The sequence below is a fragment of the Vibrio aestuarianus genome (assembly GCF_012395185.1).
In the GTDB taxonomy this organism is placed as follows: Bacteria; Pseudomonadota; Gammaproteobacteria; order Enterobacterales; family Vibrionaceae; genus Vibrio; species Vibrio aestuarianus.
This window is the reverse complement of record NZ_JAAZTU010000003.1, coordinates 77,223-90,652: the sequence shown is the minus strand read 5'-3', so window position 1 is coordinate 90,652 and position 13,430 is coordinate 77,223. Positions and strand designations below refer to the sequence as shown.

At 44.5% G+C, this 13,430-nt stretch carries 14 protein-coding genes; 4 read left to right on the top strand and 10 right to left on the bottom strand.

Features of this window, described 5'->3' with window-relative positions; translation table 11 throughout:
- Positions 1-6 precede the first annotated feature (6 nt).
- Positions 7-288 carry a YcgL domain-containing protein gene (locus HGG78_RS02095; protein WP_053310150.1) on the bottom strand — a complete coding sequence of 94 codons (282 nt, stop codon included), beginning with the start codon at positions 286-288 and terminating at the stop codon, positions 7-9.
- A 198-nt stretch (positions 289-486) separates the two neighbouring features.
- On the opposite strand from HGG78_RS02095, the gene minC reads away from it, so the two are divergent.
- From minC to minE, 3 genes are read left to right on the top strand one after another with little or no spacing between them, the layout of a single operon-like run.
- Positions 487-1,149: a septum site-determining protein MinC gene (gene minC, locus HGG78_RS02090; protein WP_172531947.1), complete on the top strand. Its 663-nt coding sequence runs from the start codon at positions 487-489 to the stop codon at positions 1,147-1,149.
- 20 nt (positions 1,150-1,169) lie between these two features.
- Positions 1,170-1,982 carry a septum site-determining protein MinD gene (minD, locus tag HGG78_RS02085; protein WP_168522763.1) on the top strand — a complete coding sequence of 271 codons (813 nt, stop codon included), beginning with the start codon at positions 1,170-1,172 and terminating at the stop codon, positions 1,980-1,982.
- Positions 1,983-1,987: 5 nt separating this feature from the next.
- Complete coding sequence (gene minE / locus HGG78_RS02080; RefSeq protein WP_053310153.1) at positions 1,988-2,251, top strand: cell division topological specificity factor MinE; 264 nt, start codon at positions 1,988-1,990, stop codon at positions 2,249-2,251.
- A 169-nt stretch (positions 2,252-2,420) separates the two neighbouring features.
- Here minE and rnd read toward each other — a convergent pair whose 3' ends face one another.
- From rnd to HGG78_RS02040, 8 genes are all read right to left on the bottom strand, one after another.
- Complete coding sequence (rnd, locus tag HGG78_RS02075) at positions 2,421-3,536, bottom strand: ribonuclease D (RefSeq protein WP_172531946.1); 1,116 nt, start codon at positions 3,534-3,536, stop codon at positions 2,421-2,423.
- Between the two features lie 95 nt (positions 3,537-3,631).
- Complete coding sequence (gene fadD, locus HGG78_RS02070; RefSeq protein ID WP_172531945.1) at positions 3,632-5,326, bottom strand: long-chain-fatty-acid--CoA ligase FadD; 1,695 nt, start codon at positions 5,324-5,326, stop codon at positions 3,632-3,634.
- A 102-nt stretch (positions 5,327-5,428) separates the two neighbouring features.
- Positions 5,429-6,283: an alpha/beta fold hydrolase gene (locus tag HGG78_RS02065; protein ID WP_172531971.1), complete on the bottom strand. Its 855-nt coding sequence runs from the start codon at positions 6,281-6,283 to the stop codon at positions 5,429-5,431.
- 2 nt (positions 6,284-6,285) lie between these two features.
- Complete coding sequence (locus tag HGG78_RS02060; protein WP_172531944.1) at positions 6,286-6,918, bottom strand: Slp family lipoprotein; 633 nt, start codon at positions 6,916-6,918, stop codon at positions 6,286-6,288.
- A gap of 18 nt (positions 6,919-6,936) precedes the next feature.
- Positions 6,937-7,242 (bottom strand): hypothetical protein, encoded by a 306-nt coding sequence (locus HGG78_RS02055; protein ID WP_053310157.1) that lies wholly within the window; start codon positions 7,240-7,242, stop codon positions 6,937-6,939.
- Positions 7,243-7,295: 53 nt separating this feature from the next.
- Positions 7,296-7,997 carry a tRNA (adenosine(37)-N6)-threonylcarbamoyltransferase complex dimerization subunit type 1 TsaB gene (gene tsaB, locus HGG78_RS02050; protein WP_172531943.1) on the bottom strand — a complete coding sequence of 234 codons (702 nt, stop codon included), beginning with the start codon at positions 7,995-7,997 and terminating at the stop codon, positions 7,296-7,298.
- Between the two features lie 8 nt (positions 7,998-8,005).
- Positions 8,006-9,937 (bottom strand): DNA repair helicase YoaA, encoded by a 1,932-nt coding sequence (locus HGG78_RS02045; RefSeq protein ID WP_172531942.1) that lies wholly within the window; start codon positions 9,935-9,937, stop codon positions 8,006-8,008.
- 94 nt (positions 9,938-10,031) lie between these two features.
- Entirely contained in the window at positions 10,032-10,232 is a 201-nt protein-coding gene (locus HGG78_RS02040; RefSeq protein WP_053310160.1) for a hypothetical protein, read from the bottom strand.
- Positions 10,233-10,418: 186 nt separating this feature from the next.
- Here HGG78_RS02040 and purU point away from each other — a divergent pair, with 186 nt between their 5' ends.
- Positions 10,419-11,252 (top strand): formyltetrahydrofolate deformylase, encoded by an 834-nt coding sequence (gene purU / locus HGG78_RS02035; protein WP_172531941.1) that lies wholly within the window; start codon positions 10,419-10,421, stop codon positions 11,250-11,252.
- A gap of 91 nt (positions 11,253-11,343) precedes the next feature.
- Here the strand turns inward: purU and HGG78_RS02030 are convergent, their stop codons facing one another.
- A complete protein-coding gene (locus tag HGG78_RS02030) occupies positions 11,344-13,347 on the bottom strand; it encodes an NADPH-dependent 2,4-dienoyl-CoA reductase (protein WP_172531940.1) in 2,004 nt (667 codons plus the stop codon).
- Between the last annotated feature and the right edge of the window lie 83 nt (positions 13,348-13,430).

Sequence of the window (13,430 nt, the reverse complement as noted above, 5' to 3'; positions counted from 1 at the left end):
AAAAACCTAACGGCCTTGTTGCTGAGCTTTTTGCTGTTTGTAGTTTTCAAGTAAATTTTCTGGTGGCGGTGGTAACTGTAAGAAATAACCTTCATTTTCCAAAGACTCTTTCACTTTCTCAATGTTGACCTGAGCAAGTGTCCGTCCTTCTAATTTCACTACCATCACCAAAGTAGGTTTACCGAACATCTGCATCAGCGTGTCAGGGACCTGTGAAAAATCGTCTTTTTTCGGAATATAAAGATAGGTACCTTCTTTTTTTGAGCCTTTGTAGATAGAACAAAGCATGACAACCCTTTCTTGTAATAAATCGGCTTTTTAAGCAGATTAAGTGATAAACGTTAAATTTTCGCCAAATTTGAGATTAATACAAACATTTGGCAGTAGATAACTTGCTGAGCTAAGTGAGTAAATATAACATGACAACCCTAGTTTCAGGCAACGCCCTTTCTAGTGAAGCCATTAGTTATTGAGGTCAAAAATAAGATGTCCAATACTCCTGACCTAAAAGGTAGCAGTTTTACTTTGTCAGTTTTACACCTTTGCGACAATGAAGTTGCCAATACCATTGAGTTTCTCAAGGAAAAAGTAACCCAAGCCCCAGCTTTTTTCGCATCAGCCCCGGTGGTTATTAATATTGCCAAGGTAATGGGCGAGCTTGATTTCATCATGCTAAAACAGGGGATAAGTGAAGCAGGAATGATTCCGGTAGGAGTGACTGGCTGTAAAGATAAACGCAGCCAAAACTTGGCATCAGAAGCCGGTTTTGCCGTGATGAGCGCAAGTAAGTCCCCTGCTCAAGCACCCGCAAAAATGGCACCGACCAAAGTCGTTCGCACTCCAATTCGCTCTGGACAGCAAGTGTACGCTAAAGATGGCGATTTAGTGATCCTAAACCATGTCAGTGCTGGAGCAGAAGTAATTGCTGATGGCTCTATACATGTTTATGGCACATTGCGAGGCAGAGCCATCGCAGGCGCAAGCGGTCAAGCCGAAGCACGAATTATTTGTCACGATTTACAAGCTGAGCTGGTATCCATTGCTGGTAATTACTGGCTTAGTGATCAAATTGAAAGTGAGTTTTGGCAGAAGAAAGTGATGCTCAGCATGGTTGATGACTCACTACACTTCGAAACGCTCACGATTTAAAAATTAACAAGGAAAACATAATGGCACGCATTATTGTTGTAACGTCAGGAAAAGGCGGCGTAGGTAAAACGACCTCAAGCGCAGCCATCGCATCAGGTTTGGCTTTGAAAGGTAAAAAAACTGCGGTTATCGATTTCGATATTGGTTTACGTAACCTTGACCTTATCATGGGGTGCGAACGTCGCGTTGTGTATGACTTTGTCAATGTCATCAACGGTGAAGCGACTCTTAACCAAGCGATGATCAAAGATAAACGCACCGACAATTTATTCATTCTTCCTGCATCACAAACTCGCGATAAAGATGCACTGACGAAGGATGGCGTTAAGCGCGTACTTGATGAACTTGATGCAATGGGTTTTGATTTCATCATCTGTGATTCTCCAGCAGGTATTGAACAAGGTGCATTAATGGCGCTCTACTTTGCCGACGAAGCCATTGTGACCACCAACCCAGAAGTTTCCTCTGTTCGAGATTCCGACCGTATTCTTGGGATTTTAGACTCAAAATCACTGCGCTCAGAACAAGGTCTAGAACCAGTCAAACAGCACCTGCTTCTCACGCGTTATAACCCAACACGCGTAACGCAAGGTGAGATGTTAAGTGTGGAAGACGTCGAAGAGATCCTACACATTTCTCTACTCGGAGTGATTCCAGAAAGCCAAGCTGTACTGAACGCTTCCAACAAAGGTGTACCGGTTATTTTTGACGAACAGTCAGATGCAGGCCAAGCTTATGGTGATGCAGTTGAGCGCCTATTAGGTCAGCAAGTTGATTTTCGCTTCGTCACTGAGCAGAAAAAAGGCATCTTTAAACGACTATTTGGAGGTTAAGCACTATGTCACTACTTGAGTTTTTCAGACCACAAAAGAAGACATCAGCTAATCTTGCGAAAGAACGTTTACAGATCATCGTTGCTGAACGTCGTAGCCAAAGTGACCCGGCACCGACTTATTTACCGCAGTTGAAAGAGGACATTCTAAAAGCCATCGCTAAATATGTGCCAATTGACCCTTCAATGGTTGAGCTGACCTTTGAGCATAAAGGGGATGACATCGCCGTATTAGAGCTGAATGTCAAACTGCCCGACGAAGAAAAATAAACTCAACCTGAAGTCGAGTTAAAAACTGCTCTAGAAAAAGGCCTGCATTTTTTAGCAGGCTTTTTTAATCGTATAATCAATCACTGTAAGTAAGTGATCAGAAATAATACCGTACAAATGCAACCCGAAGGGTTAAGTTAAAAGTGTGCTAAATCAACACACCCTCGTATTAAACCAGTTTATTGAGCTTTTCACCTAAGATAGGTAAACGCCAGCCTTGCATAACATCCGGTAATTTTTCTGGGTCTCGACCTTTCTTCCACACCCAACTTAAGAGTTGATTAAGCTGCTTTTTCGATGCCAAAAACTCTGTCGCTAATCCTGTTGTTTGAGAGACCGTTTTAACTTCATCTTTCAACTTTTTAAATAGCTGCTTATAGCCCGGGTAGTCCATCAAAGGTTCGATTTGAGGCGGATATTGCTCGGCAGGGGTTTGTTGCCCCGCTTTGACCAAAGCGATGATTTTGTCACTGTGGCGACGAATCCCTCGCGGGTCGGCCCCCTCTTCAATCATGCGATTAGGGTTAGTCAACCCCAAGCGAGCGATGTTGAGTAAATCGGCTTCTTTCACTACAAAATTTAACGCTAAATCTCGGCGCACTGCTTCTTCATAACGCCACGTAGCCAAAGGCTTTAGAATCGCTAACTGTTTCGGTGAGAGCTGCCATGCCCCTTTAAGATCAAGATAAGCAAATTCAGGATTGGTATTCTTAATACGTTTAACCGCGAGCAGTTCTGATTCTTGCTGCGCGGCATCCCACCAGCCAGCCTGAGTCACTTTTTCCAACAGCTGTTGGTACATAGGTAATAGATAGAAAACATCAGCGGCAGCATAATCTAGCTGCTTTTGTGATAATGGACGAGCAAGCCAGTCAGTTCGCGACTCACTTTTATCCAATTCAACACCAACGAATTCGTTCACCAATGCGGCAAAACCGGTTGAGAGTCCATGACCTAAAAATGCGGCCATCACTTGCGTGTCAACCATCGGGAAAGGAACACAACCAAAGGCATTGTGGAAGACTTCTAAATCCTCACCACAAGCATGTAACACCTTTAATACTGAGACATCTTGCAACAATTCAACAAACGGAGCCATGTCATCAAAAGCCAGTGGATCAATTAATGAGAGGTTGTCACCGTCATACAACTGGATAAGGCCGAGTTGCGGATAAAAGGTACGAACGCGAACAAATTCGGTGTCGAGCATCACTAAGTCTGCATCACGTGCGGCAAGGCATACTCGCTGAAGGTCGTTCAATTGGGTAATGATTTGATAATTCACAAATGGCTCACTTTGGGCAGCCCACGATGGGGGACATAAAAATGCCGACAATTATGTCGGCATTCTATCATTATTTTCTGTTGCTGGCTTGACGCTTATGCGCGCTTTGCTTCTGCTTGCTGAGCTTCATTTTCTTCGCGCAATACGCGGCGCAGAATCTTACCAACGTTAGATTTAGGTAAGTCTTCTCTAAACTCAATCAACTTAGGCACTTTGTAACCGGTCAGATGCTTACGACAATGCGTAATAATTTCGTCTTTGGTCAGGCTAGGATCTCGTTTAACAACATAGATTTTCACCACTTCACCCGACACTTCATGTGACTGTCCAATCGCTGCAACTTCCAACACCTTACCATGCAGGGCAACGACATCTTCAATTTCATTTGGATAAACATTAAAGCCAGAGACTAAAATCATGTCTTTTTTGCGGTCAACGATATACAGCATGCCTTGTTCATCAAACTTCACGATATCGCCAGTAGATAACCAACCATCCGCATTGATGACTTCTTTCGTTGCTTCAGGTCGCTGCCAATAACCTTGCATCACTTGTGGCCCGCGCACTTGCAACTCACCCACTTGGTCATACGCTAAGACATTACCTTCATCATCAACAATACGAACTTCAGTCGACGGCACTGGCAAACCGATAGCACCTGAATAATCACTTAAATCATAAGGGTTACCGGTTACCAAAGGAGCACATTCAGTTAGACCATAGCCTTCAAGTAGATGAATCCCAGTGACTTTTTTCCACTGCTCAGCAACTGCGCGCTGTACTGCCATGCCGCCGCCCACTGATAGCTTAAGATTTTTGAAATCAAGTTCATGGAAATCTTCATTATTGACCAGCGCATTAAAGAGTGTATTTACCCCAGTAATGGCAGTAAAGGGATATTTTTGCAACTCTTTAATAAAGCCGGGAATATCTCTTGGGTTAGTGATCAAAAGGTTGCGACCACCGATTTCGACGAACAATAAACAGTTTACCGTTAATGCAAATACGTGATACAGCGGTAATGCTGTCACCACAAGTTCGCGCCCTTCGGCTAAAACGGGGCCATAAGCACCTTTGGCTTGCAGTACGTTGGCAATCATATTTCTGTGGGTCAAGATTGCACCTTTCGCGACCCCAGTAGTGCCACCGGTGTATTGCAAAAAGGCGATATCATCACCCGACATAAATGGTTTAACGTATTGCAGACGACGCCCTTTATGCAATGCTTTACGCATTGAGATCGCCCCTGGCAGATCGTACTTTGGCACCATCCCTTTGACATATTTCACAACGAAATCAACGAGCGTACCTTTGGCTCTTGGTAACATCTGCCCAAGGCTTGTGAGTACCACGTGTTTAACCGGTGTGTTATCAACGATTTGCTCTAAGGTGTTGGCAAAGTTAGACACAATAACGATGGCTTTTGCATCGGCATCATTGAGTTGATGTTCAAGTTCACGAGGGGTATACAGTGGGTTAACGTTAACCGCGATCATACCTGCGCGAAGTACACCAAATAATGCCACGGGATATTGCAGCAAGTTTGGCATCATTAGCGCCACTCGATCGCCTTTTTTCAGCTTTAGCTCATTTTGTAAGTAAGCAGCAAAAGCACGGCTGCGCTCTTCCAGTTTACGGAACGTCATTACTGAGCCCATATTCATAAAAGCGGGCTGGTCGGCATACTTATGGACAGATTGTTCAAACATTTCCACCAAAGATGGATACGTATCTGGATTGATGGTTTCCGGTACGTCACTTGGGTAACGTGAAAGCCAAGGTTTATCCACGGTAATACTCCTCGTTATTGGCTGCTGCTCTACGGCAATATTTTTATTTTTGCTATTACAGCACAGCCAAAGCGTATGAGCACGAAACACTCAAACACTTGTTTAAATTTTGTTAACTAAGCCAAAAATTAGTTCTGCGACTTGCGAAGGTTGTTCAAGATGGCAGTGATGACCACCAGAAATAGTGAACATTTCACAGTGATTATTGGCTAAACAGTCACGATTTTGCTTTAAATAGCCAAAACCTTGCTCGCCAAGAATGACCCGATGTGGACATTGGATTTGCCCGGAAAATTGCCAAGCATGCTCAAACGACATCCTAAATAGTGAATCACTATTTAACTTTACGTCGTGCCGCCAAACCCACTGATCGCCTCGCTGTTCTATTCCTCGCTCGACAACAGGACGAATCAATTCCGTATCCAAGTGATTGACTGCTGCTCGGCGAGCTATCGCATCTTCTAAGGTGGGTAGTGAACGTTTTGGCTTACGTCGGATCCGTTGCCGACTCAGCACACCATTACGTAACCTAGTTACACTTTTATCTGGCGATTCAGCTAGTGGCCCCACCCCTTCAATTTGAACTAATCCTGCGACTTGCTCAGGAAAGGCGGCACTATAGCAACTTGCGATTAAAGCACCAAGCGAATGCCCAACCAACACCAACCTGTTTGGTGACAAATTGAGCAAAAGTTGGTAAATATCGTCAATATAGTCGTGAAAAGGGTAAAAATTGTCGTTTGATTTATGGCTTGATAAGCCATGACCGGGCAAATCGATTGCGCAAAGGTGTGCGCCAGAAAAATTACAGCTTAACTCATTGATTAAACCTAAGAAACTGGATGAGTTATCCAGCCAGCCATGTAAAAAAACGACCGAGACTTCGGCCGTTTGTGGGTTGCCAATTTCCTGTGATGCAATATAACCTTGCTCAAGGAAATAACGTTTTTGTTGAATGTTCATTTGACCTGTTGAACCACACGCCCTTCTCTGGAACTTGGCGCTCTTTGACGACAATATAAACCATTGCACAGTGACAAATAGGAACCGACTTCATTAACAATGACCCGCTCCTCGATACGCCACAAATGAGCACCTTTGACCGCCATTACAGGAAAGGTATATTGATATTCACCTACTTTCTTTTGCTCTGCGGGCGTACCAACCCCGATAACCGTAATCAAACGACCGTTAGCATAAGTAACAGGATCAACAAAACCGTCGACGTAACCAACAAAGCGGCCTTGCGGCTCTTGGCTAATATCGGGCTTTCCAGATGAACCTATCGGTAAATTCACCACCTCAATACGTGTTTGATTGGTTAAGTTCGTGACATTGGCAATCACACCGCCAAGCCGAACTTCACTGCCGACAGCGACTGGGCTATTTACCCAACTACTGTAGTCAGTAAACACATTCTCACCGCTTGCTTTGAGGCTTTCTGGCAAACTAGAACAGGCGCTAAGCATCAAAACAGAAGATAAAAGCAGCACGATTTTACTAATAAAAGAGTGACAAGTTAGCTTGTTATTCGCCAATGTTTTATGGGTAAAGATTCGATGGGTAAAAACGCTTTTGTTCGTAGCACGCATGGTCGTGACCTTATTCGGTTAGATGTAAATGTCGACCCCAAGCATCTGAGCAAGTTCCTCTTTTTTCGCTTGATTCATCACGTCCATGTACTCTTCCATCGCTTTTCTGGCTCGCCCCTCTGGTAAATCATATTCTAAGGTTGCGCGCTGAATATCAGCTTCTTGTACTTGACGAATCGAATGAGAAACAGCATTAGCCACCTTGGTTGTTTGACCAACCGCAGCTTTAGTATCGCCTTTTCTTACCTCATTTTTCTTATTTGCTCTATTGGTCTTATTAGACCCCGGCACTATCGAAGGAGGTAAACCATTAATTGAAACCATACTGTTCCTGTTCTATTTGAGTAGGATTGGCATATAACCCTACTCACTGTAAATCATTCGCGGCCAGGTAGTTTTTTCCAAGCCACTTTGTCTCGTAAATAGACTGGGCTAGACTCTTCTACCGATGTGGTATTTCCCTTGGCAAACTCATACTGTGCAAGATAAACAATATCTTGCGCATCTGGGTAAAGTACTTCGCCCATTTCACGAACAATGGATAACGATTCCAGCGCCTCGGCATACGCCGCCCAACCAGTACCTGCGCAACCCCAAGTCTTATCATCTGCAGCTAACTGCTGGCTTAGCACACTCGGTAGAATCACGCATTCGCTGTCGACTTCACTCCAAGAGCCATCTTCTTGACGCTGGTAGCGCCCCCAATACACTTCACTCATTCTGGCATCAATAGCACACGCAACCTGTTGATAACCGTGTTGCCGATAGGTACCTTGCGCCATTGCTGCCAAGGTTGAAATACCGATCATTGGTAAGTCGGCACCAAACGCTAAACCTTGTGCAATTCCAATGCCAATGCGCACTCCGGTAAAACTTCCCGGACCACGACCATAAGCTAATGCATCCAGTTCTTGTAAGCGGATGCCTGCTTCTTTTAGAACCGAATCGACCATTGGCAGGATTTTTTTGGTGTGATCACGTGGTGCAACTTCACTGCGAACATACAGTTTGTCGCCAACCATCAATGCAACAGAACAGTTTTCTGTTGCTGTGTCTAAGGCAAGAATTTTTGCGCTCATTACTATCTCTAATTATTTTGTGTTGTTACTGAAATCTGACTAAGGAAGTCTTTCACTTTATCCAAATCTCGCGTACGAGGAATGGGCGGTAAACTGGCAAGGAATACCCCACCATAATCACGGGTCACTAATCGGTTATCACAGATGATGAGCGCCCCTTTGTCGTTCTTGTCTCGAATCAAACGCCCTACGCCTTGTTTTAGCGTGATGACCGCGTCTGGTAATTGTACTTGAGAAAATGGGTCTCCGCCTCGCAAACGGCAATCTTCAATTCGCGCTTTTAATAGCGGATCATCAGGTGCAGTAAACGGAAGTTTGTCAATAATAACACAGCTCAAGGCGTCACCTCTAACATCAATCCCTTCCCAAAATGCGCCAGTTGCCACTAACAACGCGTTCCCTAGCTCCATAAACTCCGCTAAGGTTTTTTGCTTACTGGTTTCCCCTTGTAAAAGTACTGGAACCGTTAGTACTTCTCTAAAACGCTCTCCTAATTCACGCATCATATTGTGTGAGGTACATAAGAAGAAACAGCGTCCTTGGTTTTGTTCTATAACAGGCGCAAGAATTTGCACCAACTTATCCGACAGCCCAGCACTATTGGGTTCTGGTAAATAACGCGGCACACACAGCTTGGCTTGCTGCTCATAATCAAACGGGCTCGGCAAAGAAAATTGCGCCTGCGGCTTCAAGCCTAAACGATGGGTAAAATGGCTAAAATCATCGTTCACCGCCAACGTCGCGGAAGTAAATATCCACGAACCTTGCTTGAGTTCTATCTGCTCATGAAACTTATCCGCCACAGAGAGAGGGGTAATATGCAAACTAAAGTGACGCGGTGTCGTGTCATACCAATAGGAATAACCGGTAATAGAAACATCACACACTCGGTCGATACGCCCTTTAATAAGGTTAGCTCGCTCAAACGCGGTATCTAATAATTGACTACGCCCTAAAGCCAGTTTCAGGACATCAATCGCAAAATCTAAACTCTCACGCAATCGACTTAATTCACGTGCAACAGATGGGGAAGATAAGGCTTCACGCCAATTGCCTCTAAAACCCGGTTCGCCCAATACAATACGCAATTCCATCGCCGATTGAGTTAGTTTATCGCCTACTTTTTGTAACTGGCGCATATCCTTAGCTTCAGTGCGATAACCGATTTCAATATCTTTCGCTAGCTCTTGAACTTGGCGACTTGAGACAGACTGACCAAAATATTGACTGGCAATATCTGGCAATTGATGTGCCTCATCAAAGATGAACACCTCCGCCTCAGGGATTAATTCGCCAAATCCGGTTTCTTTGATAGCAAGATCAGCGAGGAAAAGGTGGTGATTAACTACAACCACATCAGCATCCATCGCCTTTCTTCGCGCTTTGGATACAAAACAATCAACGTAACTTGGGCACTCTTTACCTAGGCAGTTATCATTGGTCGAGGTAATAGTTGGGATAATTAAGCTATCTTCAGGCAGTTCATCGCATTCGCCCAAATCACCGCTTTTGGTCTCTGATGACCAACTACGAACTTTAACCAATTGAGTCAACAATTGCGGATCTGCTTCATTGGTGTGACTTTCAATCATTTGTCGGCTTAATCTATCAAGGCACAAATAGTTCGCACGACCTTTTAACAATGCGACATTGCCAAAGAAACCGAGAGCATCAACCATTAGCGGTAAATCTCGGTGAAAAAGCTGTTCTTGTAGGTTTTTAGACCCTGTACTAATGATGGTTTTTTTACCACTGAGCAATGCCGGGACAAGGTAAGCGAATGTTTTCCCTGTTCCAGTTCCCGCTTCAACCACCAATTGTGATTGCTGGGTAATGGCCTTGGCCACAGCTTCAGCCATATCAATTTGTGCTTGTCGTGCTTGAAAACCAGGAATGGCTTTACCGAGTGCACCCTGCGAAGAAAAGGTTTTTGCGATCATCTAAAAATAGGGGTAAGTATTCGTTGCGGGGCATTATGGCAGGTTTCATGAATCGGCGCGAATCGAACGATGACTCACGCCGGTTAGGAATGTTCTATTTGCGATTGAGGTAACGAGACAGCCACATCGGCGCTTCATAGCCACTTTCAGCTTGGGTCATTGCTTTAGCTGCGTCGGCCGGTGATGCTCGGCTCTCCCACATGTCTTCCAAGATAATTTCATCGATCTGCTGATCGCCCATCAATGCACTCACTCTTTCGACGTACAGTTTACGTGCAAGGAGTTCTTTATCCATAAATACCGCCTTAAGACTCTCATGAAGAAGAAAATAAGCTAAAGCCTAACGGTTAACCCGTTTATTTATTGAAACCAACTTGATAATAGATTAATTATAGCCCTTATATTGTGGAGTGCGTCACCGTTCATGCGCGCTCGAATTAGTTTTTAGAATAAAAGAATTCAATCACGGAAGTATTAGATAATGGAAAGAAAGACTCTCCTGACTCATTGTAGCGATGCACCAGGCTTAATCTCAAAAATCACCAACATTTGTTATAAACATCAACTCAACATCATCCAAAATAATGAGTACGTTGATAACACAAGCGGTCACTTTTTTATGCGTACCGAACTTGAAGGTTACTTCAATGATACGACGCTTCTTGCTGACCTTGATCAAGCGCTACCTGCTCAAGCCAAGCGTAAACTCGTAGATTCATCACGTAAACGCGTAGTGATTTTGGTCACAAAGGAAGCACATTGCCTCGGTGATATTTTAATGAAAACCTTCGATGGCAGCTTAGATGTCGAGATTGCCGCGGTTGTGGGTAACTACGATACACTACAAAGCCTGACCGAACGGTTTGATATTCCTTATCACTGTGTATCTCACGAAGGGCTAAACCGCTCTGAGCACGAAGAAAAACTGCTGGAAGTGATCAACCAATATCAACCAGATTATTTGGTTCTGGCTAAATACATGCGCGTGCTGACACCGACATTTGTTGAGAGCTATCATCACAAAATCATTAACATCCACCACAGCTTTTTGCCAGCCTTCATTGGTGCAAAACCCTACCAACAAGCGTATGAGCGTGGCGTGAAGATCATCGGTGCAACAGCACACTTTGTTACCAACGATTTAGATGAAGGGCCAATCATCAAACAAGATGTCATTCCTGTTGATCACACTTTTAGTGCCAAAGATATGGCACAAGCCGGACGCGATGTAGAAAAGAATGTTTTAAGCAAAGCTCTCAATAAAGTCGTGAACGATCACGTTTTTGTCTATGGCAACAAAACCGTGATTCTTTAAGCAATTTGACCGAACAAAAGCAAATTGGATACCATCAAAAAAGCGCTGAATTCAGCGCTTTTTGTCTATTTATTGAATAAATGGTTGGGTACTACAACTTCGTCGCTAACTCAACACCTTGGCGAATAGCGCGTACCGCATCCAACTCACCGGCGTAATCAGCACCGCCAATCACATGTAATTTGTCACCTAACGAATCCCATTTGTCTTCAAACGGACGAACCGATTCTTGACCAGCGCAAATGACGATTTTGTCTGCATCAAGTAATTGCTGCTTTCCATCAATAGAAATATGCAGCCCGTACGGGTCTATCTTTTCATAGCTCACACCACCCAATAAGTGAACTCCGCGTTTCTCAAGCGTGCGTTTGTGGATCCAACCTGTCGTTTTCCCTGGCCCTTTACCGACACGCCCCTTACGACGCTGTAAAACCCAAACCGTTTTATCGCTCAGTGAATCAGGGTAAGGGTACAAGCCACCAGGGTGAGCGATTTCTTTATCGATCCCCCACTCGTGCAGCCAATCATCCAATGTGTGATCTTGCGGCTCGGTCAACATGGTGGCAACGTCGACACCAATACCACCAGCCCCGACTATCGCGACCTTTTCGCCTACTGGTGTCTTTTCGCGAATTAAGGTTTGGTAATCAACCACTTTTTCTTGGTTTTCAATACCCTCAATGCTGACTTTTCTTGGGGTCACACCAGAGGCCATAACCACTTCATCATAGCCTTGCAGCATATCGAAAGTAACCTCTGTATCTAAATGAAGCTTGACGCCAGTCTCATCAATTCGATTGGCAAAATAGCGAATAGTTTCTCGAAACTCTTCTTTACCGGGGATCTGCATTGCTAGCCTAAACTGACCACCAATTCGATCATTGCGCTCAAACAAATCAACATGATAGCCTCTTTCTGCCAGAGTAGTGGCGCACGCCAAGCCAGCAGGCCCTGCCCCTACCACTGCAATTTTCTTGGTTTTTTCGGCAGGTTGCACCACTATTTCGGTTTCGTAACAAGCTCTAGGATTGACCAAGCAACTGGCACGTTTCGCTTTAAATACATTATCCAAGCAAGCTTGGTTACAGCCAATACAGGTGTTAATAAGCGCCGCTTTTCCTTGCTCGGCTTTGCTCACGAACTCTGGATCAGCAAGAAATGGACGGGCCATAGAAACCATATCAGCTTGGCCAGATGCCAGTATTTTCTCCGCCTCTTCAGGTGTGTTAATTCGGTTACAAGTCACCACCGGAACCGATAGATGAGGACGCACTTTCTCTGTCACCCAAGTAAATGCGGCGCGTGGCACTTGCGTGGCAATCGTTGGGATACGGGCTTCATGCCAGCCGATACCAGTATTAATGATGGTCACGCCAGCTTTTTCTAATGCTTTGGCGAGCATTAATACTTCTTCAAAAGTGCTGCCTTCTTCGACCAAATCGAGCATCGAAAGACGAAAGATTATGATGAACTCTTTACCAACCGCAGCGCGTATCGCCTTGACTATTTCTAAGGGAAAACGAATGCGATTTTCATAACTTCCCCCCCAATCGTCGTACCGCATATTAGTACGCTTACAGATAAACTGGTTGATAAGGTAGCCTTCCGAACCCATTACTTCCACGCCATCGTAACCCGCTAAGTGCGCCAATTCAGCGCTATTTGCAAAGGCATCGATGGTTTTTTTGATTTGACGAACACTCATTTCGCTCGGTGCGAAGCGCGCGATTGGCGCTTTAATCGCTGATGCACTCTGAGCAAAAGGATGCATCGCGTATCGGCCAGCATGAAGCAATTGCAAGGCTATTTTGCCACCTTGACGGTGAACCGCTTCAGTGACCACTTTATGGGAGCGAGCGTGCTTCACTTTACTAAACTCGGCACTAAAAGGGTGAAGTCGACCACGTAAATTAGGCGAAAAACCGCCAGTTACGATCAGTCCAACCCCACCTTTAGCCCGCTCTTCATAAAAGGCGGCGAGTTTGTGGAGCCCTTCTTTATGTTCTTCTAATCCAGTGTGCATTGATCCCATCAATACACGGTTACGTAACTGAGTAAATCCTAGATCTAATGGCTGTAATAGGTGTGGGTACATGCTGACTTCACTTTTATAATCATGCTTCGTGGTCAGACCAGAATATTATCGGAGTCAATAAAAATCAAACAAGTGTTTACATT

Bases quoted from the DNA above. Each gene is read 5' to 3' on its own strand.
- HGG78_RS02045 (WP_172531942.1), bottom strand. From the start codon at position 9,937: ATGATCGCAAAAACCTTTTCTTCGCAGGGTGCACTCGGTAAAGCCATT.
- HGG78_RS02040 (WP_053310160.1), bottom strand. From the start codon at position 10,232: ATGGATAAAGAACTCCTTGCACGTAAACTGTACGTCGAAAGAGTGAGT.
- purU (WP_172531941.1), top strand. From the start codon at position 10,419: ATGGAAAGAAAGACTCTCCTGACTCATTGTAGCGATGCACCAGGCTTA.
- minD (WP_168522763.1), top strand. From the start codon at position 1,170: ATGGCACGCATTATTGTTGTAACGTCAGGAAAAGGCGGCGTAGGTAAA.
- tsaB (WP_172531943.1), bottom strand. From the start codon at position 7,997: ATGAGCGCAAAAATTCTTGCCTTAGACACAGCAACAGAAAACTGTTCT.
- HGG78_RS02055 (WP_053310157.1), bottom strand. From the start codon at position 7,242: ATGGTTTCAATTAATGGTTTACCTCCTTCGATAGTGCCGGGGTCTAAT.
- minE (WP_053310153.1), top strand. From the start codon at position 1,988: ATGTCACTACTTGAGTTTTTCAGACCACAAAAGAAGACATCAGCTAAT.
- HGG78_RS02060 (WP_172531944.1), bottom strand. From the start codon at position 6,918: ATGCGTGCTACGAACAAAAGCGTTTTTACCCATCGAATCTTTACCCAT.
- minC (WP_172531947.1), top strand. From the start codon at position 487: ATGTCCAATACTCCTGACCTAAAAGGTAGCAGTTTTACTTTGTCAGTT.
- HGG78_RS02095 (WP_053310150.1), bottom strand. From the start codon at position 288: ATGCTTTGTTCTATCTACAAAGGCTCAAAAAAAGAAGGTACCTATCTT.
- HGG78_RS02030 (WP_172531940.1), bottom strand. From the start codon at position 13,347: ATGTACCCACACCTATTACAGCCATTAGATCTAGGATTTACTCAGTTA.